This is a genomic window from Bradyrhizobium sp. BTAi1 (genome assembly GCF_000015165.1).
GTDB lineage: Bacteria > Pseudomonadota > Alphaproteobacteria > Rhizobiales > Xanthobacteraceae > Bradyrhizobium > Bradyrhizobium denitrificans.
The window spans coordinates 2,385,369-2,408,195 of record NC_009485.1; the positions used below are offsets into that span (position 1 = coordinate 2,385,369).

Consider the following 22,827-nt stretch of genomic DNA (forward strand, 5'->3'; position numbering starts at 1 on the left):
AATGCGTCCGCCCCGTTAGAGCCGCGTGGAGTCTGCATCGGGACGATCCGCGGCCGGATGTCCAAGCCTCTGCCGTGCTTTTCGCAGGGTCTCAGACGGCAACTCCCCCATCTCCCGGCGATAATCCGAGGCAAACCGACCCAGGTTGCCAAAGCCGCATTTGAAGGCGACGGATACCACGCTCGTTCTTGCATCGGGCTTTCCGAGAAGTTCCGACGCGCGCCGCAGTCGCACGCGCTTGGCGAACTGGCCGGGTGATCCACGTCCGGTTTCCGAAAACTCCCGAAAGATCGATCTGGCGCTGACACTGGTGATGCGGGCGATCTTCTCCATGTCGAGCGGCTCGTTCCAATGAGCCTCGATATACGACTCGACGAGATCGACAATGCTGCGGTTGAGGCGCCGCGGGACGATGTGCAGCCGATCGCTGAAGTTGTGTCGATGGGCCAGGAGCAGCCGGGTCATCAAGCTGCGCTCGAGCTCTGCGATCGCGAGGGGGGAGTAGTTCTGCCCGAACTTCTGCAACTCGTCGGCAGCCTTGAAAACGTCCTGCCGAACGAAGGCCATGACAGCCGGATCCGGACTGTCCTCCTCGAAGACCAAGTCTCGATCGCTGCCATCGCCAACGATGGCTCTCAACAGGCCTTGCAGGGGAGCGGTCTCGACCCTCAGCACCAGCTGGCGGTATCCCGCGGGAAACTTAAGATCCAGCCTCGAACGACCGGAGACGATCGGACTCCACGCGGCAATCGGGTGGCTTGATGCAGCTGTCCGATAGGCCGCTGTCCCCCGGATCGAAAAGAACTGCCTGATGATCGTCGATTCCGGAAATGACACCGACGCGGCGCCGTCATAGGCGCAGAACGCCAGCCCTGTGGCGCTCAGGGACGCGAGGTTGGCCGCAATGCCGAACTCGTCATCGTGACTGTCGAAGCGATCGACGCCGTAGATGCCCATCATACGATCGCGCGCGAACTCGCGATCTCGCGATCGAAACAACGGATAACGATCGAGATAGGAGATGTCGCGCAATCGGCCCCCGCCCAGTTTGCTTCCTTCACGGGCGCCGCGATCAAGGTCGGTGCGAATCGGCGGCGCTGCGTAAGCACATCGCCGTGCATAATCCGGTCGTTCTTGTTCCTCGTCAACGAGCCAGCGTGACGCAAGGTCAGCAGAAGATCGGGCTTCCATCCGTAGTTTCACGGACCGCTTCGTACGCGGAGGATCCAGCAGCTACACGACTGCGTGCAACGCTGGCGGCCGGCCGCGCCGGATGTTTGTACCGTCCGCGTGCACAACCGGCGGTGCGCGCGATGCGAATATGTCAGTGAAGTTAATGGCGCTGGCAGAAATCGGCCATTCTGTCGGCGATCGGACAAATACTTCTATAAATTGAATCAAATAGGTTCCGGCTGTTCTGAGGTGGAGGCACGCTGTGGTGGCATCCATGATCCCAGAGCTTTGCAAGTCCGGATATCGCAGCCGCGGTGGCTGCGCCGGAGGACGGAGTGAAGACAATGTTCGGCCGCAGGACGACGAAGGGTGACGCGCAGGCGATGATCGATGCGATCAGCCGCTCCCAGGCGATGATCGAATTCAACATGGACGGCAGCATCATCACCGCGAACCAGAACTTCCTCGATACGCTTGGATATCGGCTCGAGGAGATCCAAGGCAAACATCATAGCATGTTCGTCGCGCCGGACGAACGGGACAACGCCGCCTATCGTGAGTTCTGGGCGTCTCTCAACTCCGGCGAATTCCAGGCCGGTGAGTTCAAGCGGATCGCCAAGGGGGGACGTGAGGTCTGGATCGAGGCGTCCTACAATCCCATTCTCGACGGCAGCAAGAAGCCGATCAAGGTGGTGAAATTCTCGACCGACATCACGGCGAAGAAGCTACGCAGCATGGCGGATTCGTCCAAGATCGCCGCGATCAATCGCGCCCAGGCGGTGATCGAGTTCACGCTCGACGGGACGATCGTGACGGCCAACCAGAATTTCTGCGACGTGCTGGGCTATCGGCTCGATGAGATGCAGGGTCGGCACCACAGCATGTTCATCGAGGCATCGCAACGCGACAGCGCGGCGTATCGCGCGTTCTGGGCGGCTCTCAATCGCGGCGAATATCAGAGCGGCGAGTACAAGCGCATTGGCAAGGGCGGCAAGGAGGTCTGGATTCTCGCCACTTACAATCCCGTCCTCGATACAACCGGCAAACCGTTCGGCGTCGTCAAATTTGCAACGGACGTGACCGCGCAGAAGCTGAAGAACGCAGATCTGGCCGGCCAGATCGACGCCATCGGCAAGTCGCAAGCCGTAATCGAATTCAACATGGATGGCACGATCATCACGGCGAACGACAATTTTCTGCGCGCGCTTGGCTACACCTTGGCCGAAATCAGCGGCAAGCAGCACAGCATGTTCGTCGAGGCAGCGGAGCGCGACAGCGCCGCCTATCGCGAGTTCTGGGCGGCTCTCAATCGAGGGCAATATCAGGCGGCCGAATACAAGCGAATTGGGAAGGGCGGCAAGGAGGTCTATATCCAGGCGTCCTATAATCCGATCCTCGACCTCAACGGCAAGCCGTTCAAGGTGGTGAAATATGCCACCGACGTCACCCGCCAGGTGCTGATCAGGATCGGCAACGAGCGCGTTCGCGCGATGATGGAATCCGTTGCCGCGGGCTCGGAGGAGCTGAACGCGTCGGTACGCGAGATTTCCGAAGCGATGACCAAGTCGCGCGAGACGGCGATCGGGGCCGTGGGGCAGGTGACTGCCGCAGACGGTCAGGCCCAGCGCCTGTCGGACGCAGCCCAGGCCATGAGCGGCATCGTCGAGATGATCAACAACATCACCGGGCAGATCAACTTGCTCGCACTGAATGCCACCATCGAATCCGCGCGCGCCGGCGAAGCCGGACGGGGGTTCGCCGTGGTCGCATCCGAGGTCAAGAGCCTCGCCAACCAGGCCAAGCAGGCGACCGACAAGATCGCCCAGGAAATTGAGAACCTCAACGGCATCTCCGGAGACGTCGTGACGGCGCTCGGCTCCATCAAACAGGCGATCACCAATGTCAGCGAATACGTCACCTCGACCGCGGCCGCGGTCGAGGAGCAGAGCACGGTGACGAACGAGATGTCGTCCAGCATGGCCCGCGCCGCGGCAGAGGCGCAGGCCTTGGCCGCCAGGGCTACGGCCTAGCCGCCCACGGCGGATGGGCTGCGGAGCGGCGCTTCGCGCGCTGCTGGAAAGCCGAAGGGACGAGCTGCAACAATTGGCGCGCGCTGCCGCCAGTCCCGGCTGTGGCACCTGTGCGACATGCGGGCATGCTGTCCACCCTCCCCCTCCAGGGGAGGGTTGCAGTCGGGCCGGCCCTCGCGGTGCTCGGAGGTCGAGGCGGAGCAATGCCCGTGCAAGGTTTGCCACTGGAGCCAGCCCGGACTGTGGCCCCGCCGCCCTTGACCGCAGGCGTCTCGCGTGGTCATTTCCGTCGTATGAGCACCCTTGTCCGCCCAGCCCGTCTCTGGTGGCGCACCTTGTAAAAGGTGGCCGGTGCGATTTGTCTGACATTCGATCGCAGAGGGGCCGCCACGCAGCGGCGGCTTCTGGTTGGTCCTGTGTGGCGTTTCCTCGGCAAGTTTCGTAAGAGAAGCCCCGAGAGGACCCATGAACAGGACCGTTTTCGCCCTTCCGGCCCGCAGTGACTACCGCACCTCTGGCGGGCTCGCGATCACGCGCGCCGTCGAGCAGTTTTCCGGCGGCGCCAGCCGGCTCGACGATCTGATCGACCTGCTCGACCGCCGCCGCGGCGTGGTGCTGTCCTCCGGCACCACCGTGCCCGGCCGCTATGAGAGTTTCGATCTTGGTTTCGCCGATCCGCCGTTGGTGCTGGAGACCAGGGGGACCGATTTCACCCTGCAGGCGCTGAACCGCCGCGGCGAGGTCCTGGTCGCCTTCCTCAAGGACACCCTGCGCGAGCCCTGCGTGGTCATCACCGCGGCTTCGCCCGCGCGGCTCGCCGGCCACATCGTCCGGGGCCCGGCCCCGGTCGAGGAGGACCAGCGCACAAGGCGCGCCAGCGTGATGTCGCTGGTGCGGGCCATGATCGCGACGCTGTCCGCCAATGACGATCCGCTGCTCGGTTTGTTCGGCGCCTTCGCCTACGACCTCGTGTTCCAGATCGAAGATCTCGTCCAGAAACGGCCGCGCGAGAAGGACCAGCGCGACATCGTGCTGTATGTGCCGGATCGCCTGCTGGCCTATGATCGCGCCACCGGCCGCGGCGTCGTTCTGTCCTACGATTTTGCCTGGAATGGCCAGTCCACGGCGGGCCTGCCACGCGACACCGATGCCAGCCTCTATCTGAAGGAGCCGCGCCAGGGTTTTGCCGATCACGCCCCCGGCGAGTACCAGGCCACGGTGGAGAAGGCGCGCGCGGCGTTCGCCCGCGGCGACCTGTTCGAGGCGGTGCCCGGCCAGCTGTTCGCCGAACCCTGCGAGCGCTCGCCGGCGGAAGTGTTCCAGCGGCTGTGTCGCATCAACCCGTCGCCCTATGGCGCGCTGATGAATCTCGGCGACGGCGAATTCCTCGTCTCGGCCTCGCCGGAGATGTTCGTGCGCTCAGACGGCCGCCGCGTCGAGACCTGCCCGATCTCCGGCACCATCGCCCGCGGCCGCGACGCCATCGGCGACGCCGAGCAGATCCGCCAGCTCCTGAACTCGGAGAAGGACGAGTTCGAGCTCAACATGTGCACCGATGTCGACCGCAACGACAAGGCGCGCATCTGCGTGCCCGGCACCATCAAGGTGCTGGCGCGCCGGCAGATCGAGACCTATTCGAAGCTGTTCCACACGGTGGATCACGTCGAGGGCATGCTGCGGCCGGGCTTCGACGCGCTCGACGCGTTCCTGACGCACGCCTGGGCGGTGACGGTGACCGGCGCGCCGAAGTTGTGGGCCATGCAGTTCGTCGAGGACAATGAGCGCTCGCCGCGGCGCTGGTATGCCGGCGCCATCGGCGCGGTGAATTTCGACGGCTCGATCAACACCGGCCTGACCATCCGTACCATCCGCATGAAGGATGGGCTCGCCGAGGTCCGCGTCGGCGCCACCTGCCTGTTCGATTCCGATCCCGCGGCGGAGGATCGCGAGTGCCAGGTCAAGGCGGCGGCGTTGTTCCAGGCGCTGCGCGGCGATCCGCCGAAGCCGCTGTCCTCGACCGCGCCGGATGCGACCGGCTCCGGCAAGAACGTGCTGCTGATCGACCACGACGATTCCTTCGTGCACATGCTGGCCGATTATTTCCGCCAGGTCGGCGCCAACGTCACCGTGGTGCGTTACGTCCATGCCTTGAAGATGCTGGCCGAGCGCAGCTGGGATCTGATCGTGCTGTCGCCGGGCCCGGGTCGTCCGGAGGATTTCAAGATCTCGACGACGATCGATGCCGCGCTCGCCAGGAAGCTGCCGATTTTCGGCGTATGTCTGGGCGTGCAGGCGATGGGCGAGTATTTTGGCGGCCAGCTCGGCCAGCTGGCCCAGCCGGCGCATGGCAGGCCCTCGCGCGTCCAGGTGCGCGGCGGCCGGCTGATGCAGGGACTGCCGAACGAGATCGTCATCGGCCGCTACCATTCCTTGTTCGTCGAGCGCGACAGCATGCCCGAGGTCTTGACCGTCACGGCGGCGACCGAGGATGGCGTCGCGATGGCGATCGAGCACAAGACGCTGCCGGTCGGGGGCGTGCAGTTCCACCCGGAATCGCTGATGTCGCTCGGCGATGCCGTGGGGTTGAGGATCGTGGAGAATGCGTTCCGGCTCAATCAGCCGGGATGAAACGTGGTCACCGTCATCGTGAGGAGCGTGAGCGACGAAGCGATCCAGACTTGTTTTTTCGCCCCTGGATTGCTTCGCTTCGCTCGCAATGACGAATTCCTCGCGGTCACGGCCAAACAAGGCAACGAGAGCGCGATGACGTTCGATCTGGACATCAAGAACACGGTCCGCACCATTCCGGACTATCCCAAGCCCGGCATCCTGTTCCGGGACATCACAACGCTGCTGGCGGATGCGCGCGCATTCCGCCGCGCGGTCGACGAACTGGTGCATCCCTGGGCCGGGTCGAAAATCGACAAGGTCGCGGGCATCGAGGCGCGCGGCTTCATCCTCGGCGGTGCGGTGGCGCATCAGCTTTCGGCCGGATTCGTGCCGATCCGCAAGAAGGGCAAGCTGCCGCACAAGACGGTCAGCATGTCCTATGCGCTGGAATACGGCACCGACGAGATGGAGATGCATGTCGACGCGGTGCAGCCCGGCGAGCGGGTGATCCTGGTCGACGACCTCATCGCCACCGGCGGCACGGCGGAGGGCGCGGTGAAGCTGCTGCGGCAGATCGGCGCCACTGTGGTGGCGGCCTGCTTCATCATCGACCTGCCGGATCTGGGCGGCGCGGCCAAGTTGCGCGCGCTAGACGTTCCCGTGCGTGCGCTGATCGCATTCGAGGGCCATTGAGGACAGCCGGCCTCAGGACCGCTGCATCAGGACCTCCATCTCGATCTCGCGCAACGCATAGTAATTGCGCCGGATCCATTGGTAGAGCTCGGTGGAAGGGTCCTTTTCCTGGCGTAGATAGCCGGTGAAGGAGAACGAGAAGCGCTCGATATAGGTCCGCAGGAAGGCGGGCAGCGCGCCGATGCGCAGATGCTTGCCGCGGCTGTACAGGTCCGGAAGGTCCTCGCGCAGCACATGGTCGTTCTCGACCACGATGAGCTGGGGCCGCGGGATCTGGCGCCGGAGGGCGTCATAGGCGCGCATCGAGACCCGGTCGCCCTCGGCGCAGTACAGCACGACCGGGACCACGCCCCGTCGCGCGGCCTCCTTCAAAAAGCCGATCTCCTCGGACATTTTGAAGAACTCTTCGAACGAGTAGTAGCCGAGGTCGATCACCTTGGCGATGCCATCGTTGAGGATCACGCGATCCATCAGCTGGATCTTGCCGTAGGTGTCCTCGATCGTCGCGGTTTCGGTGACCTGGGGCAGAAAGTCGAGCAGCGACGGCTCGCGCAGCGTGACGTCGAAGGCGAGAACCTGCCCGTCCTTGAGCAGCAGGAACTCGCTCAGCACCCGCGCGAGCAGCGTCTTCCCGGACTGCGGCCGGGGCGAGCAGACGATGTAGACGGGCGTCGCGGGCATCAGACCTATATCAGGTCAAATGCGCTTGCGATAAAGTCCCATCATTCACGGAAACGCTATTTTTCCCCGGCCGGCCGCGGCGTCGCCGCCTTCGTCGATCCGACGATGTCGGTCAGCTTGATGCGATCGTACTCGCTCCAGACGTTGGCGAGCCAATGCCGGACATAGCCGCGCAGCACGAAGGAGTAGTTGGCGGCCTCGTCACGGGGGCCCTTGTTGGCGACGAATTTGAGGAACGGCACCGAGGCGACCTCGACCTGCTCGAATGCCATCTCGTTGAGCTTGGGAATGGTCAGCTCGGTCGCGTCCTTGATGCGGTGGAAGTAGGAATTATAGGTCGACTGGTCCCACTCGAAGAAGCTGGTGTTGTTGATGAAGTTCTTCACCAGGAAATATTTCGCGCCGATCATGTAGCTCGCCGTCTCGGCGATTTCGTCCAGCGAGGCGATCGACGAGCCCAGGATGTGGAACACCGCGAAGGTGATCTGGCCGGAGCGGGCAGCGTCGAGAAAGCCGATATCGCGCAGCGCCGCGAGCGTCGGCGACATCAGGCCGGCGCGGACGTCGATCACGGTCACCGAGGGCGCTACCGCGCTCAGCGTGTCAAAAATCTTCATCTGGTCCGGCGTCGAATTCATGTCGACGATCTCGGTGATTTCCGGGTGGAAGCGCTTCAGGGTGCCGCGCGGATGCTCGGTGTCGAACGCCCGGGTGGGCACGTTGTTGGCGCTGAAATAATCGAGCAACGTCCGCGACACCGTGGTCTTGCCGACCCCACCCTTGTCCGCGCCCACCACAACCACTGCCGGTTTCGCCATGGAAAGTCCTTCAGCCTTGAGGCCGGCCAGCGGGCCGGCGCATTGCATTCTGCTTTGGGCGCGAACATGGCAGAAACGCTGAAGAATTCAAATTCATTGCAGCACGGGAGCGGCGAATTTTGCGCTTTTGCTGCAACAGACCGACGTAATCGGAAGCATTCCGGCCGAAATCGCGCTCCGGCTCGGACACACTTGAGAGGGAGTGGCAGAACAGCCGCACGCTGTGCGCGATCAGTGCGCGAACCCTGCCTCGGTCCGCCGGGTCAATGTCTGCCCCAGGGGCCGGAGGCCGGCGTGGTCCAGGGACCCTGAGGGGCGTCTGCTGGCGCGGGAGAGGCGTTCGATTGGCCCGCATCGCTCCAGGGGCCTGATGGGGGCAGCGGAGGCGGAGCATTCTCGTCCGTCGGGGCAGCGTCCCCCTCGGCGGCCTCGGACGGCAGCGCCAGCGGGCCCGGATCATGGCCGCCGGCGAATTTGATCAGCGCCTGGACCCGGGCATCGACCGAAGGGTGCGTGGCGAACAGATCGGAAAACCCCTCGCGGGGATTGTCGACGCACAATTCCATGACCGCGGAGGTTGCGCCGGGCAGCTCGCCGCGGCCTTCGATCTTGCGCAGTGCGCTGATCATGGCGTCGGGGTTCTTGGTGAGCTCGACCGCGCCGGCGTCGGCGAGATATTCGCGGGTACGCGACAGGGCCAGCTTGACGACCTGGGACAGCAGCCAGGCCAGCACGATCAAGACGACGGCTACGATCACCACGATGATCGCACCCCCGCCGGAGCCCTTGCGATCGGAATCGGACGATGACGAGGAGGAGGACGAGGAGGAGCGGCCCCAGCCGCCGCCCCAGCTCATATTGGTGAACAGGCGGAAGAACAATTCGCCGAAGAAACCGACCACGCCGGCGATGATCACCGCCACCACCATCAGCTGAACGTCGCCGTTGCGGATATGGGTCAGCTCGTGACCCAGCACCGCCTCGATCTCCTGGTCGTCCAACGCCGCCAGCAGGCCGGTCGTGACCGTGACCGCATATTGCCGTGGGTTCAGGCCGGTGGCGAAGGCGTTCAGCGCCGGGCTTTCCATGATCTTCAGCTGCGGCATGGTGATGCCGCGCGAGATGCAGAGATTTTCGAGCAGATTGTACAGCCGCGGCTGCTCCTGGCGGGTCACGGCGTGGCCCCCCGTCACTGCATCGATCATCTTCTGGTGGAAAAAATAGGCGATCACGATCCAGGCGGCCGCACCGAGCGTGGCCCAGGGCAGCGCCTTGACCAGGTCGCGCGTGGCGGCGTTCATGTAATCGGCGACGCTGCCATTGCCGTTGATCATCACCTCCGCGATCAGCGCGCCGGCGAACACCAGCACATAGATCAGCAGGAACAGGCCGCCGAGCAGCAGCACCGAACGGGTCTTGTTCGATGCGATATGGGTGTAGAGACCGTAGGCAGCCATGACATCGGCCTTTCAGGCGCGAAGGCGCTGGCTCAGAACTTCACGCTCGGCGCGGCTTCGAGCTCCGTCCGGCTGGCGCCGAGGTCGAAGAATTCCTTGCGGGTGAAGCCGAAGGTGCCGGCGAACAGCGCCGCCGGCATCTGCTGGATCCCGGTATTATATTCCGACACCGCATTGTTGAAGAACCGGCGGCTGGCGGCGATCTTGTTCTCGATGTCGGACAGCTCGCCGGCGAGCTGCTGGAAATTGGCATTGGCCTTGAGGTCCGGATACGCCTCCGAGAGCGCAATCAGGCGGCCGAGAGCGCCGGACAGCTGGCCTTCGGCGGCAGAGACCTGGGCCGGGCCTTGCGCCGAGATGGCCGCATTCCGGGCCTTGATCACCTCGTCCAGGGTTCCCCGCTCATGCGAGGCGTAACCTTTCACCGTCTCGACCAGGTTCGGAATCAAATCGTGCCGCTGCTTGAGCTGGACGTCGATGTCGGCAAAGGCCTGGCTGACACGCTGGCTGAGCGCCACCAGACGGTTGTAGGCGCTGAAAGCGAACAGCACGAGAACGACAAGGATGCCGAGAATGATCCAGCCGGACATGAAGGGCTCCGAAGGCGGAAGGGCAAGGCGGCCGCCAGGCGGCGGCGCCGTCGGTCCTCAGGCGGACCGGCGTGCATTGGTCGCAGCAGGGTGCGCGACCGTTCAAGCCGGGTCGGGCCAGGCCGTCCGTTCGGTGGTCGCCCGACGCTCCGGGGTCCTCCGGACCTGATCCGGTCGGCTCAATAGGGGCGGGCGACGCGCCATTGCTGGGCGGAATCGGTGCCCTTGATGTCGCCGGGGGCGCTGTCGAGCTGCGAGGTGTAGAGCGGGCGATAGCGATAGGCCCACATCTTCTTGCCGTCGCTGCGGGTGATGATGGTGAAATCGCCGCTCGCGACGGCGTTGTCGGGCGCGATCAGCGGCGGGCGCTTCTGGGCGCATTCGCCGTCGCAGGTCGACTTGTTTCCGGTGTTGTCGCGCTCGGTATAATAGAGCGTCATGCCCTTCGGATCGGTCAGGACCGGGCCGTTCTTGCCGATGATCGCCTTGGCCGGCGGACCCTCCTGCTTCGGCGGCGGCGGTGGTGCCGAGGACTCACCGCCATGGCCGCCGGCGAAGGCGGTTCCTGCCGAAACCAGCAGCATTGCAGCGATCGTCATCGTCCTGAACATCGACACGCGTTCCCTTGTGAGCAGCGCCTTCAGCGCCCGTTACAGCCCACCGTAGCAAGCGTGGATTTCTCGCGGGTTTCGCGAAGTCGACAAAATGAGCGACCAACGCCACGCAATCTTAACCATGTCGGGTCGCGGATCTCGGGCTAAGGCGGCGTCACGCCGTCGCCCCAGTCCCAGCGCCGGGCCGCGGCAAAAGCCGGCTTGTCGCGACGGGGAATGCTGACGACGGCCGCGGTGCCATCGGCACGGCACAGCTTCGCCGTCGCACCGACCTTGGTGACGAGGGGCTGCGCGAGCACGCGGGCGCCCGGCCGTTGCGAGGCCGGCTGGCGCGTCAGGGCGATGAAGCTGAACTTCTCGTCCTCGAACGGGACGTCAGCGCCTTTCAGCTCGCGATGCGCCCGCGAGCGCGCCAGCCGCTGGACGAAGTGGCACCAATCCGGCGCGATCAACGGACACGCCGCCGCATGCGGGCAGGGGGCCGCGACATGGGCTCCCGTTGCGATCAGGCGGTCGCGCGCCGCGATGATGCGCTGATAGCCGGCGGGCGTGCCGGGCTCGACGATCAGGAGCGTGCCGTTGGTTCGTGCCCATAACGCGTCGATCGTCGCGGCGCGCTCGATCTCGGTCAACTCACCGATCATGTAGCTGGCGATGACGATATCGGCGCGCTCAGCACGGTCCAGCAGCGTCCGCGCCGGGCCGAGCGCGTAGGTGAGACCGCGGAGGCGCGTCGCGTCGTCCGCGAGCGCCATGGCCAGCGAGCGCAAGGCGGGATTGGAATCCATGGCGCTGTACGATGCCAGCGAGGAGAACGCTTCCGCCGCCGCGAAGCTCGCGGTGCCTGGTCCGGCGCCGACATCGAGCAGCGACGCCGGAGCGAAATCCGGGTTTGCCTGCATCAGGGCATTCAGGCTGGCCGCGACGGCGGCGTAGGTCGCCGGCATCCGCACCGTGGCATAAGCGATGGCGTCGGCCTCGCTCGTGATCGTCCCGGAATTGCCACCACTGCGATAGGAAGCCGAGATGCGGCCGGCGCGCTCTCCGGCGTCGCGTCGCGACTGTCCGTGCAGCCTGGCTTCCAAAGCGGACTTCAGCGCCGCCGGCAGATCAGGAGAGATCATCGGTCCTCTCCACGCGTCATCCCGGGCGCCGCTGACGCGGCGACCCGGACCGACGGAACAGGATCACGCCACCTGCTGGTCGAGGATCTTCACGGCCTCGTCGAGCGCGACCGAGACGAGCTGCGACACGCCGCGCTCCGCCATGGTGACGCCGAACAGCCGGTTCATGCGCGCCATGGTGATCGGGTTGTGGGTGATGATGATGAAACGGGTCTCGGTCGAGCCCTTCATCTCATGCAGCAGGTTGCAGAAGCGTTCGACGTTGTGGTCGTCGAGCGGCGCGTCGACCTCGTCCAGCACGCAGATCGGCGATGGGTTCGTCAAGAACACCGCGAAGATCAGCGCCATCGCGGTCAGCGCCTGCTCGCCGCCCGACAGCAGCGACAGCGTCTGCGGCTTCTTGCCCGGCGGCTTGGCGATGATCTCGAGGCCGGCCTCGAGCGGGTCGTCGCTCTCGATCAGGTGCAGCGCCGCCTCGCCGCCGCCGAACAGCTCGGTGAAGAGACGCTTGAAGTGATCGTTGACGGTCTCGAACGAGGACTGCAGGCGCTCGCGCGCCTCCTTGTTGAGGCTCTGGATGCCCTGGCGCAGCCGCTTGATGGCCTCGACGAGGTCGTCGCGCTCGGTGGTCAGCGCGGTGTGCGAACCCTCGACCTCGGTGAGCTCCTCCTCGGCGCGCAGATTGACGGCGCCGAGCCGCTCGCGGTCGCGCCGCAGCTTTTCCAGGGTCTCTTCGATCTCGTGCAGCGGCGGTAGCTCGGTGTCCGGGCCGATCTCGGCCATGGCGGCGACGGCCTGCGGCTCGCATTCGAGCATGTCGTGGATCTCGCGCTCGACATCGGCGACGCGACGCTTGGCGCTTTCCAGCCGCTCCTCGGCGCGGGCGGCGGCCTCGCGCGCCTTCGACAATGCTTCCAGCGAGGCCTTGGCGGCGCGATCGGTGTCGCCCATCGCGGTCTCGGCCTCGGCCAGCGCGTCGGCCGCGACCTGGCGCTCTTCCTCGGCGATGGCGAGCTCGTCGATCAGGGCACTGCGCTTCTCGGCAAAGATCTCCGGCGCATTCTCCAGCTCGGCACGCTCGTCCTTCACCTCGGCGATGCGCGCCTCGATCGTGGCGATCTGCGAGCCGGCGCCGCGGATGCGGTTGAACCAGTCGTTGCGCTCGGTGATGATCGCCTGGACGCGGCGGTCGGCGAGTTCGGCTTCGCGGGCCAGCGCCTGGGCCTCGGCGCGGACCTGCGCCGCGGCGCGGCGCTTGGCCTCGATCTCGGCGCGCACGGCCGCCAGCCGGCCATCGGCTTCGGTGGTCGGCGGCAGCTCCTCAATCGCCTCCAGCGCATTCTGGTGCAGCTCGGCGATCTCGGCGCGGTCATGGGCCAAGCGGGTGGACGCCTCGACCAGCGCCGATTTGCGCGCCGAATGGCGGTTGATCTCGCGCTCGGCATTGGCGTGGCGCTCGCGCGCCGAATTGACCTCGCGCTGGGCGGCGCGCCAGGCTTCGCGCGCGGCGCTCTCGGCTGATGTCGCCGCCTTCACCTCGGCCTCTGCGCTCTCCAGCGCCTGGCGCTTGTTCGTCGCATCGATGCGCGCCTGCTCCAGCTCGGCCTCGATGTCGATCAGGCGGGCGCGCTCGGCAAGACGGCGGGCCGCGCCGGTCGGCGCATGCGCGGCGGCGATGAAGCCGTCCCAGCGCCAGACGTCGCCTTCCGGCGACACCAGCCGCTGGCCGGTGCGCAGCTGCGACACCAGCTGGGCACCGCGATCGCGCGACACGACGCCGATCTGGGCGAGCCGCCGCGACAGCTCCGGCGGCGCCTGGACATAGGCCGCGAGCGGCTCGACGCCATCGGGCAGCGCGGGATCGGTGACCTCGGCGCCTGCCACGGTCCAGTGCATCGGCGCGGAGGCATCGACGGGCGCATCGAGATCGTCGCCGAGCACGGCGCCGAGCGCCTTCTCATAGCCCTTGGCGACGGTGACGCCGTCGATGATCGGCGGCCACAGATTCTTGGTCTCGCTGTTGACCATCTTGGAGATGGTGCGCGCCTCGGTCTCCAGCCGCTGCGCACGCTTCTCGGCCTCGGCGAGCGGGGCGCGCGAGGCTTCGAGCTTCTGCCGCGCGGCGGCCTGCGCCGACTCGTTGGTCTGCACCGCGGCCTCGGCCTGCGCCTCGGCCTCTTCGGCCGCTTCGAGCGCGGCCGCGAGCGTGTCGAGGTCGCCGAGATGGGCGGTCTCCTGCGCCAGCCGCTCCTCGTCGGCGCGGACATTGGCGATGTCCTGGTCGAGGCGGGCCAGCCGGTCGCGATGGCTGCGGACGTTGGCTTCGAGCTGGTTGCGCCGCGCGGTGAGATCGGCGAGCTGCGTCGTCAGCTCGGTGAACTGGCGCTCGGTCTCGGCGAGCAGCGCCTCGGCCTCGGCGACACGCTCGTCGACGCCGCTGCGCATCTCGACGCGCGCCTTGATCTCTTCCTTCAGCTCCGCGTCTTCGGTCTCCAGGCGCTGCAGCGCGACCTGGGCATCCTGGTTCTGCTGCTGCTCGCGCGCGACGTCGGCAGTGAGCTGCATCAGGCGGCGGTCGAGCTCGCCGGCGCGCTCCTTGGCACGCAGCTCCTCGCGGTCGAGTAGGTCGCGGGCATTCTTCAGCCGCTGCATCGTCGCCGCGGCACGGGCCTCGGCCTCGCGCAGCGCCGGCAGATGCGACGAGCGGATGGCCTGGATGCGGGCCGATTCGGCCTGCTCGCGGGTCCGCTCCGCCATCTCGCGCACGCTGAGATCGTGCACCCGCGCGGCGTCGTTGAGGTCGGCATGCGCGCCCATCCAGCGCAGATGATAGAGCGTGGCTTCCGCCTTGCGCACCTTGGCGGCGACCTCGCGATAGCGGATCGCCTGGCGCGCCTGCTTGCGCAGGCCTTCCATCTGGCCGGAGAGCTGGCCGATGACGTCCTCGACGCGCAGCAGGTTCGTCTCGGCCGCCTTCAGCCGCAGTTCGGCCTCGTGGCGGCGCGCATGCAGGCCGGCGACGCCGGCGGCGTCTTCCAGCACGCGGCGGCGCTGCTCGGGTTTGGCTTGAATGATCTCGCCGATCTTGCCCTGGTGGACCAGCGCCGGTGAGCGCGCGCCGGTGGCGGCGTCGGCGAACAGGATCTGCACGTCGCGGGCGCGCACGTCGCGGCCGTTGATGCGATAGACCGAGCCGGCCTCGCGCTCGATGCGGCGCGAGATTTCGAGAATGTCGCGGTCGTTGACGGCGGCCGGCGCGGTACGATCGCTGTTGTCGATCGTCATCACCACTTCGGCGTGGTTGCGCGCCGGACGGGTGTTCGAGCCGGAGAAGATCACCGCGTCCATGTCAGCCGCGCGCAGAGATTTGTGCGAGGTCTCGCCCATCGCCCAGCGCAGCGCCTCGACCAGATTCGACTTGCCGCAGCCGTTCGGACCGACGACGCCGGTGAGGCCGGGTTCGATCACGAAATCAGTCGGTTCGACGAACGTCTTGAAACCGTGAAGACGAAGACGCGTGAGTTTCATGCACAGATTCTCTGTTGGCGGGAGACGAATCTCCCAGCCCCGACAATACCATGGAAGGCAATGTCAATGTGGACTGAGTCGCCGGGGGCCGCCCGTTCTAGGGGCCGGACAATGGCGATGGGCGGCCCGCGGGGCAACCCGTCGGCCCTGCTTTTCCAAGGCTTTCTCGTGGCAACGGGCCCGCCAAACAGAAGCGGCCCCACGAAGGGGCCGCGCTGTGTCCTCCAGGACTCAGTGAGTCCTGCTGATTCGAATCAGCTCTTGAGAAGCGGGTTGATGCGCTTCTGAAACTCCTCGATCGAGGATTCGCCTTTGATCTTCTCGCCATTGATGAAGAAGGTCGGCGTCGAATCCACTTTAAGAATGTCGCTCGCGTATTTCTGGTCGGCGGCGATCTTGTCGAGCAGCGCCTGGTCCTTCAGGCAGGCTTCCACCTGCTGCTGGCTGAGTCCGGCCTGCTTGCCGATCCGGGTCAGGGTCTCGGTGGTGTTCTTCACCACCCAGTCGTTCTGAGAACGGAACAGCATGTCGGTGACGGCAAAATACTTCTGCGCGTCGCCGTTGGCGATGCAGCGCGTCAGCATCGAGCCGGCGGCGGCCTTGATGTCCAGCGGGAACTCGCGGAAGATGTAGCGCACCTTGCCAGTATCGATGTACTCGGCTTTCAGCTTCGGGAACACGGTGGCGTTGAACGCGGCGCAATGCGGGCAGGTCATCGAGGCGTATTCGGTGATGGTCACCGCGGCGTCTGCCGGGCCGAGCGCCATGTCGGGCAGCGACTGCGGCTTGGCGACGTCGGCCGCGCTCTGCGCCAGGGCCTCCGAGATCAGCCGCAGCGGGGTAAAGCCGGCCAGCGCGGCGAGGCCGGTCAGGGACAGGGCAGCGGTGAAGGCGCGGCGGGTGATGATCAAGGCTTCTGCTCCGAAATGGGCGCATCTCGCGCCTGAAACACTCGTAACTCGGCTTTTCGCTAGCTTGAAACCCCGTCTGAGGCAATGCCGGGCCGCAAGGCTGGATCAAACAGCGAACGTCAATTTCGCTTGATGGCGGCGCCGAGCCGCGCCAGCGCGTCGCGCAGCGCATCGTCCTCGATCGCCGTCAGGGTCTGCGCCACTTTCGAGACCGTCGTCGGATCGGGCGGAGCAGGGCGGCGCTTCACCGGCGGCCGGGTCAGCGGGCCCTGGCGCAGTGCCAGCTTGCCCACCGCGTGCCAGCCGAAGAAACGGTTGACCCGTTCCAGGATCGCGTCCGACGAATGCTGGATCTCCAGCGCCATCGGCCCCTCGACGCGCAGGATCAAGGTCGCCGGTTCCTGCGGCTGGCCCTCGACCGGGCGCGGCCATTGCATCTTCAACGGCTGGGCATGCTCGGCAATGTCGCGGCCGGCGATCTCCGGCCAGCGCGTGACCAGCTCGCGCGCGGCAAAGCCCTGCTTGGCATAGGCGGCCGACAGCACGTCGCCCATCATGAGCGAGAGAGGCTTTGCGGTGAGGCGGCCGGGCTTTGCCATGATGAACAGGGTTCTCGCGTGCGATCGTCAACCCGGGCGCGAAGAAAGCCGTGGATGCCGCGGACCAGACCGCTGTCCAATGGGGCGACGATGGCTCCTGACGTACTAGATTAAGCCAATGGTGTCATCAGCCCTTCCTTCCAAGCGCAAGAGCCAGCCAGAGAATCGTGCCTCCACCGCGCGCCCCGCGCAACTGCTCGCCTGGTACGACCGCCACCGCCGGCGGCTGCCGTGGCGCGCGCCGGCCGGGCAGCGCTCCGACCCGTACCGGGTCTGGCTGTCCGAGATCATGCTGCAGCAGACCACGGTGAAGGCGGTCGGCCCGTATTTCGAGAAGTTTTTGGCGCGCTGGCCGGACGTCTCCGCGCTCGGCAGCGCCGAGCTCGACGACGTGCTGCGGATGTGGGCCGGGCTCGGCTATTATTCGCGGGCGCGCAATCTGCATGCCTGCGCCGTCACCGTGCTGCGCGAGCATGGCGGCGTGTTCCCGGACACCGAGGAGGGGCTGCGCAAGCTGCCCGGCATCGGCCCGTACACCGCGGCGGCGATCGCCGCGATCGCGTTCGATCGGCTGACCATGCCGGTCGACGGCAATATCGAGCGCGTGGTCTCGCGGCTGTTCGCGGTGGAGGAGGCGCTGCCGCAGGCCAAGCCGCAGATCCAGGCGCTCGCGGCCACTTTGCTGGGGCCGGCGCGCGCCGGCGACAGCGCCCAGGCGCTGATGGACCTCGGCGCCACCATCTGCACGCCGAAGAAGCCGGCCTGCTCGCTCTGTCCCTTGAACGAGGATTGCGCCGCGCGCGACCGTGGCGACCAGGACACGTTCCCGCGCAAGGCCGCCAAGAAGACCGGCACCCTCCGCCGCGGCGCCGCCTTCGTCGTAACCAGGGGCGACGAACTGCTGGTCCGCTCGCGCCCCGCCAAGGGCCTGCTCGGCGGCATGACCGAAGTTCCCGGCTCGGACTGGCTGGCCGGCCAGGACGATGCCGACGCGCTGGCGCAAGCGCCGGAACTCACGAGCGTGAAACGCTGGCACCGCAAGCTCGGTGTCGTCACGCACGTGTTCACGCACTTCCCGCTGGAGCTCGTGGTCTACACCGCAAAGGTGCCGCCGCGAACAGGCGCCCCCGACGGCATGCGCTGGGTCCCGATCGCAACGCTCGACGGCGAGGCGCTGCCCAACGTGATGCGCAAGGTGGTGGCGCACGGGCTGGGGGATTAAGCGAGCGGCTGCTGACACAGGGCTGGCAGCAGCGGGCATCTAACACTCGGGCGCACAGAGGAGGCGCCCATGATCGCGACTGCACTCGACACGCTCGCTCCGCCGCCTTGCGCCAGGCTGCTCGGCTGGCGGCTGCTGGACGCCCGGCCGGCTGACGGCTGGATCAAGATCGGCTTCGACGGCAAGCCCGAGTTCTGCAATCCCGCCGGCTTAATCCAGGGCGGACTGCTTGCATCGATGTTGGACGACACGATGGGGCCCGCTGTCTTTATCAGGACCGAAGGTCGGCTCTACACGACGACGGTGAGCATGACCGTCAACTATCTTGCGCCGGCGCAGCCCGGGCCGATCGTTGGCGAGGCGCGCGTGCTGCAACTCGGCAAGACCATCGCCTTCATGGAGGGACGTCTGACCAGCGGCGATGGCGTCCTGATCGCAACCGCCAGCGCAAGTGCGCGGCTGGTGGAGGCGGCGAAGGCGTTCGCCAAATAATGCGACCCTTAAGCTCAAACCACGGGGCGGGCGGGATGCTCCGCTATGTGTTGTTTTCACGAGAACTGTATCCACGTGCTCCACTGTCGTCCCGGCCTTGAGCCGGGACCCATACCCACAGGGAGTGGTTTGAGGCACGCTGGTCATTGGCATTTTGCCCATCACGACGGCCGCGGCGTCTGGGTCCCGGATCGGCGCCGCGCCGCGCTGGGGCGCGTCGCGGCTTGTCCGGGACGACAGCGGTGGATGAGGCGGATTCAAAGGCTCGAACAGCGGTTTTGCATGAGCGACTGAGACCGAGACCACGTTGAGGCGGGGGCCGCAATTCCGCGGTCCCCGCTGCTGTCGCTCAATTCGTCCTCGGCGCATCCACCACGAGCGCCACGATCCGCCGCACCAGCGGCAGGACGGCGAGCAGCGTGGGAAACGCGACCAGCCAGGAGAGGCCCCACGCTGCGGGCCAGGTCTCAATGAACGCCTGCGTCGGTCCAAGACTCTTCAGCGTAGCGATCGCGGACACGACGAACGTCATCAGCACCGAGAGTGTCAGTGGCATGACGATGGCCGCATAGCGCGCCGGCAGTTTTCTGCGCGCGCGCCGTTCAGCAGATGGTTTCATGATTGCAGTTCCGGAATTCGATCGGTCGATCACGGGCAACGCGTCCTGCATTCCTCCGGATCGAACCGATCCGTTGAATGCGTTGCCTGACGTGAGACGCTTACGGTGCGCATCAGCGCAGCGGGGAGTCGATAGCACGACCACCGCCAAGGCTTCAGCCAAAAATCCAGCGCTGCGCTAACCGGTCTGCTGTCGTAGGGTGCGCAAAGGTCCGCATCACCACAGTTCGCTACGGACTGTGCTCTATCGCGCGCCGTGCCCACTATCTCTCACTCGAAGTGTGCGGGAGCATGGTGGGCACGCAGCCGCCCTGCCGGGCGGTTGTTTTGTCCGCCCTACACCACTATCATTTAGCCTGTTGCCGGGCCCACCTGCGTCGTTCATTCCATCTGGGCCCCGGTGCGCCGGCGGTGCCAACCGCCTCACCAGGGCGGGGTCGGTCGGTTTATTTACTGCAGCGTCACTAGTTGCGAAGGCCAGGTCGCTGTCCTCGACGAACTTGTAATTGAAGCTGACCGTCTGCAGCAGCTGTCCGGCAGCTTTCGTCTCATCATCAGTCTGCCTCTGGAACTTCGCCTAATTCAGGCGTGATCGGTGTAGGATCAATAAATTGGGGGCAAGTCACCATCCCGTATCATGTCGGATTGGTTTTGACTGCTCTTCAGCCTAGTTCGGACGAAAAGATCACGGAAATTGAACATGGGCGAAAGTAAACGTAAGCGAGAAACGCTTAGGCAAATGTTGGTTGGGAAGCCCGGCTGCATCTACTGCGCCGGCTCCGCGGCAGCGACGACTATTGAGCATATGCCGCCGATATCTATGTTCGAAGGGCGCGATCGCCCGAAAGGCTTAGAGTTTCCGGCCTGCGAAGCGTGCAACGGGGGTACAAAGCATTCAGATTTGGTCGCGGCAATGCTGTCCCGTTGCTGGACTGTTGGGAACCTTGTCGTTCAACAGGACGATATGAAGCGGCTCCTTAAGGGCGTCGCTAACAACGTCCCTGGGCTTCTGCAGGAAATGTGGATCGGCAGGGGAGCGGAGAAGCTGGCTCGCAAGCGGGAGAACATTCCTGTCGATCTGCATCCTGTGCGAGCCGACGGCCCCATCTTAAACCGCCATATCTCCACGTTCGCGGCCAAGTTTGGCTTTGCACTCCATAGCGCGATATTCGGCGTGCCGGTGCCTCAAACGGGCGGAGTAGCTGTGGTGTGGTACTCCAATTTTCAAGCTTGTAAGGGACAAATTCCGAGCGTTTTGTTTGAATTGATGCCGGAACAGCTGACGCTGCGGCAGGGAGTGAAATCTGCAAATAATCAGTTCGAGTATACGTATGGCAGAACCGATGATGGTTGCCACATGCTGTATTTTGCAGCATTCAACCGATCATTCGCTGTTGCTGGTGTCACTGCAACAGATCGTAGAGTTCATCTAGAGGCATGTCAGGATCTTCGTTTCTCGATATTTGTTCCCGGCGCGTTCCGAACGCAAATTCCAAGTCCCTGAGCGGCGGACATCTACGACGAGCCTTCGAGAGAGTTACCGTGACGGGTGATGGTACGGCATGCGTCTACCCCGCCCGTCATTCTTGCCTTCCACTCCGTAACGTGCCGAAATGTATATTCCGTTTTTCAGAATTTTTCTTGACTCATCCCCCAAATCAGGTGTCTTATCCGCCCCGTTCCGTCCCGGCAGGAGGGGCGTACGCGTCGTCACGACACGCGGGGCGGGATGCGGTGGCTGCGACGGCGTCGTCGGACGAACGGCGTCGACCGGCCTCGTGCAGGGCTGCGGCGGCTTGCCGTCGTGGCGCGGTGCGGGGTCTTTCGCGGACGTTGAAATCGTGTGGTCCTGGCATCCCGATGCTGATGCCAAGCTGGTGGTGATGATGATCCGCCGGTGACGGGGGCAAGACAGCCGGTCCCCGGGGAGATCACGTATAAGACGGAAGCCCATCGCGCAGGGAATGCCGGATGTCCGGCTGGACCTGTGGTGACTGCCGCCTGCTATTCTTTCTGCAGGCGGGCCATGGGTTGCGGCCAGCGCCCGGCATTCCCTGCGCCCTCCTCGATTGCGAGGGTCCTTTCCGGCAACAGCTCGGGCGCGTCGCGCTGCGAGAGCGGTGAGGTCATGTCTGTCGTGTCGCTTCATCGATCGGCGGCAATCCTGTCCGCAGCGGCGCGGGGCGAACCTGCGGCAGATGGCAGGCGTTACGACATGCACCGAGGGAACCGGCGTCATGACGGTTGCGGCGATCATGCCATGAGCAGCCGCCGGCGCCGCGTTGGGTTTCGCGACTGCAGCGCTGAAACATGTCGTACGCGACGTCTTTTTGATTGCCGTTCGCGCGGGGATGCAGATAGTCTTAGATTGTGGTGTCGGTGGCGCACACCCTTGGGTGTGCGCCGGCGAATGACGAGTTTTGCGGCAAGCGCTCAAGACGACGATGCGGGCCGTCGGCGGCAAGCTCGCAGATGCGGTTCGTCCGGCATTCGGCTCGGGCGGACGTTGGATTGAGCAACGGCGTCTCTTCGTTATGTCGGGGTGGCTATAGCGTTGCAGGACAGGGCTCGGACGAACAACGAGCCCGAAGAAACAACATCGGTTTTGGGGAGAGACGCATGACGAAGGCTGCAGGATACTCACGCCGGTCGATGCTGAGCCTCGGCGCGGCCGCTGGACTTTACGGACTGTCCGGAATCGCCGGTCCCAGCGCCCTCGCCAAGGGGCCGTTCCTGAACACCCAGGCGCCGACCTTCTTCCGCTTCAAGCTCGGCGCGGCCGAGGCCACCATCATCTCCGACGGCGTGCTGCCGCTCGGCGATCCCCATGCCGCGTTCCTCGGCATCTCCCCCGGCGATCTCGATTCGATGCTGACGAACAACTTCCTGCCGGTCGGCGCCGCGACGCTCGAGCAGAACATTCTCGTACTCAACACCGGCGACAAGATCATCATCTTCGACAACGGCATGGGTGTCTCGAAGCTGTTCGGCGACACCACCGGCAAGATGCTGCTGACCCTGAAGCAGGCCGGCATCGAGGCCAAGGACGTCGACGCGCTGGTGATGACGCATGCGCATATCGATCATTGCGGCGGCGTCATCGGACCCGACGGCAAGCCGAGCTTCCCCAATGCCGAGCTGTTCATCTCCGAGGCCGACTTCACCTATTGGACCGATGAGGCCAAGGTCGGCCCCACCTACAAGGCGTTCTACGAGCAGGCGGTGCGCAATCTCCTCCCCGTGAAGGACCGCATCACCTTCTTCAAGGACGGCCAGGAGTTTTTGCCGGGCGTGCAGGCGATGTTCACGCCGGGCCATACGGTCGGGCATACGATCTTCCTGATCCAGTCCGGCAAGGACCAGCTCGCTTATATCGGCGACATCTCACATCATCCGGTGCTGCTGATCGAAAAGCCGCTGATCGAGTTCGCCTATGACACCGATCCGAAGCAGGCCGCCAAGACCCGCGTTCGCGTGCTCGACATGCTCGCGGCCAACCGGACGCGCATCCTCGGCTATCACTTCCCATGGCCGGGCATCGGCCATATCGGCAAGTTCGGCGACGGCTTCCGTTACTACCCGACGGCGGTGCACACGATGGATGTCGCGCCGATCTGAGCAGAGCTTTGTCAGCCGTCTTTCTAATCGCGGCGCCATGGGGGGCTGG

Annotated in this window: 18 protein-coding genes; 7 read left to right on the forward strand and 11 right to left on the reverse strand. The window is 65.2% G+C overall.

The features are described from left to right. Positions 1 to 15 precede the first annotated feature (15 nt). Positions 16 to 1,191 (reverse strand): AraC family transcriptional regulator, encoded by a 1,176-nt coding sequence (locus BBTA_RS10745; protein WP_244424401.1) that lies wholly within the window; start codon positions 1,189 to 1,191, stop codon positions 16 to 18. A gap of 326 nt (positions 1,192 to 1,517) precedes the next feature. On the opposite strand from BBTA_RS10745, the gene BBTA_RS10750 reads away from it, so the two are divergent. The 3 genes from BBTA_RS10750 (at position 1,518) to BBTA_RS10760 (ending at position 6,506) form a co-directional block, all read left to right on the forward strand. Continuing rightward, positions 1,518 to 3,203: a PAS domain-containing methyl-accepting chemotaxis protein gene (locus BBTA_RS10750; protein WP_041750543.1), complete on the forward strand. Its 1,686-nt coding sequence runs from the start codon at positions 1,518 to 1,520 to the stop codon at positions 3,201 to 3,203. A gap of 465 nt (positions 3,204 to 3,668) precedes the next feature. Beyond that, entirely contained in the window at positions 3,669 to 5,831 is a 2,163-nt protein-coding gene (locus BBTA_RS10755) for an anthranilate synthase component I (protein ID WP_012042511.1), read from the forward strand. Between the two features lie 135 nt (positions 5,832 to 5,966). Next, positions 5,967 to 6,506 (forward strand): adenine phosphoribosyltransferase, encoded by a 540-nt coding sequence (locus tag BBTA_RS10760; protein ID WP_012042512.1) that lies wholly within the window; start codon positions 5,967 to 5,969, stop codon positions 6,504 to 6,506. Positions 6,507 to 6,518: 12 nt separating this feature from the next. Here the strand turns inward: BBTA_RS10760 and BBTA_RS10765 are convergent, their stop codons facing one another. The 9 genes from BBTA_RS10765 to BBTA_RS10805 form a co-directional block, all read right to left on the reverse strand. Continuing rightward, a complete protein-coding gene (locus BBTA_RS10765; RefSeq protein ID WP_012042513.1) occupies positions 6,519 to 7,187 on the reverse strand; it encodes a hypothetical protein in 669 nt (222 codons plus the stop codon). 56 nt (positions 7,188 to 7,243) lie between these two features. After that, positions 7,244 to 8,005 carry a hypothetical protein gene (locus BBTA_RS10770; protein WP_012042514.1) on the reverse strand — a complete coding sequence of 254 codons (762 nt, stop codon included), beginning with the start codon at positions 8,003 to 8,005 and terminating at the stop codon, positions 7,244 to 7,246. Positions 8,006 to 8,268: 263 nt separating this feature from the next. Then, positions 8,269 to 9,462: a M48 family metallopeptidase gene (locus tag BBTA_RS10775; protein WP_012042515.1), complete on the reverse strand. Its 1,194-nt coding sequence runs from the start codon at positions 9,460 to 9,462 to the stop codon at positions 8,269 to 8,271. A gap of 32 nt (positions 9,463 to 9,494) precedes the next feature. Then, complete coding sequence (locus tag BBTA_RS10780) at positions 9,495 to 10,052, reverse strand: LemA family protein (RefSeq protein ID WP_012042516.1); 558 nt, start codon at positions 10,050 to 10,052, stop codon at positions 9,495 to 9,497. 179 nt (positions 10,053 to 10,231) lie between these two features. Then, complete coding sequence (locus BBTA_RS10785; protein WP_012042517.1) at positions 10,232 to 10,630, reverse strand: hypothetical protein; 399 nt, start codon at positions 10,628 to 10,630, stop codon at positions 10,232 to 10,234. A 179-nt stretch (positions 10,631 to 10,809) separates the two neighbouring features. Beyond that, entirely contained in the window at positions 10,810 to 11,790 is a 981-nt protein-coding gene (locus tag BBTA_RS10790) for a small ribosomal subunit Rsm22 family protein (protein ID WP_012042518.1), read from the reverse strand. Between the two features lie 63 nt (positions 11,791 to 11,853). Then, positions 11,854 to 15,318 carry a chromosome segregation protein SMC gene (gene smc, locus BBTA_RS10795; protein ID WP_012042519.1) on the reverse strand — a complete coding sequence of 1,155 codons (3,465 nt, stop codon included), beginning with the start codon at positions 15,316 to 15,318 and terminating at the stop codon, positions 11,854 to 11,856. 254 nt (positions 15,319 to 15,572) lie between these two features. Beyond that, a complete protein-coding gene (locus BBTA_RS10800) occupies positions 15,573 to 16,229 on the reverse strand; it encodes a DsbA family protein (RefSeq protein ID WP_012042520.1) in 657 nt (218 codons plus the stop codon). Between the two features lie 119 nt (positions 16,230 to 16,348). Continuing rightward, a complete protein-coding gene (locus BBTA_RS10805; RefSeq protein ID WP_041750545.1) occupies positions 16,349 to 16,828 on the reverse strand; it encodes a DUF721 domain-containing protein in 480 nt (159 codons plus the stop codon). A gap of 118 nt (positions 16,829 to 16,946) precedes the next feature. On the opposite strand from BBTA_RS10805, the gene mutY reads away from it, so the two are divergent. Together mutY and BBTA_RS10815 are read left to right on the forward strand one after the other, a co-directional pair. Continuing rightward, positions 16,947 to 18,050, forward strand: a complete 1,104-nt coding sequence (gene mutY / locus BBTA_RS10810; protein WP_012042522.1) for an A/G-specific adenine glycosylase — start codon at positions 16,947 to 16,949, stop codon at positions 18,048 to 18,050. 69 nt (positions 18,051 to 18,119) lie between these two features. Beyond that, positions 18,120 to 18,542, forward strand: a complete 423-nt coding sequence (locus tag BBTA_RS10815; protein ID WP_012042523.1) for a PaaI family thioesterase — start codon at positions 18,120 to 18,122, stop codon at positions 18,540 to 18,542. A gap of 349 nt (positions 18,543 to 18,891) precedes the next feature. Here BBTA_RS10815 and BBTA_RS10820 read toward each other — a convergent pair whose 3' ends face one another. Then, a complete protein-coding gene (locus BBTA_RS10820) occupies positions 18,892 to 19,161 on the reverse strand; it encodes a DUF2798 domain-containing protein (protein WP_041751370.1) in 270 nt (89 codons plus the stop codon). Between the two features lie 699 nt (positions 19,162 to 19,860). Between BBTA_RS10820 and BBTA_RS40000 the strand changes: the two genes are divergently transcribed. After that, positions 19,861 to 20,664 (forward strand): hypothetical protein, encoded by an 804-nt coding sequence (locus BBTA_RS40000; RefSeq protein ID WP_148221426.1) that lies wholly within the window; start codon positions 19,861 to 19,863, stop codon positions 20,662 to 20,664. Positions 20,665 to 21,779: 1,115 nt separating this feature from the next. Continuing rightward, a complete protein-coding gene (locus tag BBTA_RS10830) occupies positions 21,780 to 22,778 on the forward strand; it encodes an MBL fold metallo-hydrolase (RefSeq protein ID WP_041750547.1) in 999 nt (332 codons plus the stop codon). Positions 22,779 to 22,827 lie beyond the last annotated feature (49 nt).

Excerpts from the sequence above, each read along its gene's own strand:
- BBTA_RS10780 (WP_012042516.1), bottom strand. The coding sequence starts at position 10,052 with ATGTCCGGCTGGATCATTCTCGGCATCCTTGTCGTTCTCGTGCTGTTC.
- BBTA_RS10815 (WP_012042523.1), top strand. The coding sequence starts at position 18,120 with ATGATCGCGACTGCACTCGACACGCTCGCTCCGCCGCCTTGCGCCAGG.
- BBTA_RS10830 (WP_041750547.1), top strand. The coding sequence starts at position 21,780 with ATGACGAAGGCTGCAGGATACTCACGCCGGTCGATGCTGAGCCTCGGC.
- BBTA_RS10805 (WP_041750545.1), bottom strand. The coding sequence starts at position 16,828 with ATGGCAAAGCCCGGCCGCCTCACCGCAAAGCCTCTCTCGCTCATGATG.
- mutY (WP_012042522.1), top strand. The coding sequence starts at position 16,947 with ATGGTGTCATCAGCCCTTCCTTCCAAGCGCAAGAGCCAGCCAGAGAAT.
- BBTA_RS10755 (WP_012042511.1), top strand. The coding sequence starts at position 3,669 with ATGAACAGGACCGTTTTCGCCCTTCCGGCCCGCAGTGACTACCGCACC.
- BBTA_RS10760 (WP_012042512.1), top strand. The coding sequence starts at position 5,967 with ATGACGTTCGATCTGGACATCAAGAACACGGTCCGCACCATTCCGGAC.
- BBTA_RS10750 (WP_041750543.1), top strand. The coding sequence starts at position 1,518 with ATGTTCGGCCGCAGGACGACGAAGGGTGACGCGCAGGCGATGATCGAT.
- BBTA_RS10820 (WP_041751370.1), bottom strand. The coding sequence starts at position 19,161 with ATGAAACCATCTGCTGAACGGCGCGCGCGCAGAAAACTGCCGGCGCGC.
- smc (WP_012042519.1), bottom strand. The coding sequence starts at position 15,318 with ATGAAACTCACGCGTCTTCGTCTTCACGGTTTCAAGACGTTCGTCGAA.
- BBTA_RS10775 (WP_012042515.1), bottom strand. The coding sequence starts at position 9,462 with ATGGCTGCCTACGGTCTCTACACCCATATCGCATCGAACAAGACCCGT.
- BBTA_RS40000 (WP_148221426.1), top strand. The coding sequence starts at position 19,861 with ATGGGCGAAAGTAAACGTAAGCGAGAAACGCTTAGGCAAATGTTGGTT.
- BBTA_RS10770 (WP_012042514.1), bottom strand. The coding sequence starts at position 8,005 with ATGGCGAAACCGGCAGTGGTTGTGGTGGGCGCGGACAAGGGTGGGGTC.
- BBTA_RS10745 (WP_244424401.1), bottom strand. The coding sequence starts at position 1,191 with ATGGAAGCCCGATCTTCTGCTGACCTTGCGTCACGCTGGCTCGTTGAC.
- BBTA_RS10765 (WP_012042513.1), bottom strand. The coding sequence starts at position 7,187 with ATGCCCGCGACGCCCGTCTACATCGTCTGCTCGCCCCGGCCGCAGTCC.
- BBTA_RS10790 (WP_012042518.1), bottom strand. The coding sequence starts at position 11,790 with ATGATCTCTCCTGATCTGCCGGCGGCGCTGAAGTCCGCTTTGGAAGCC.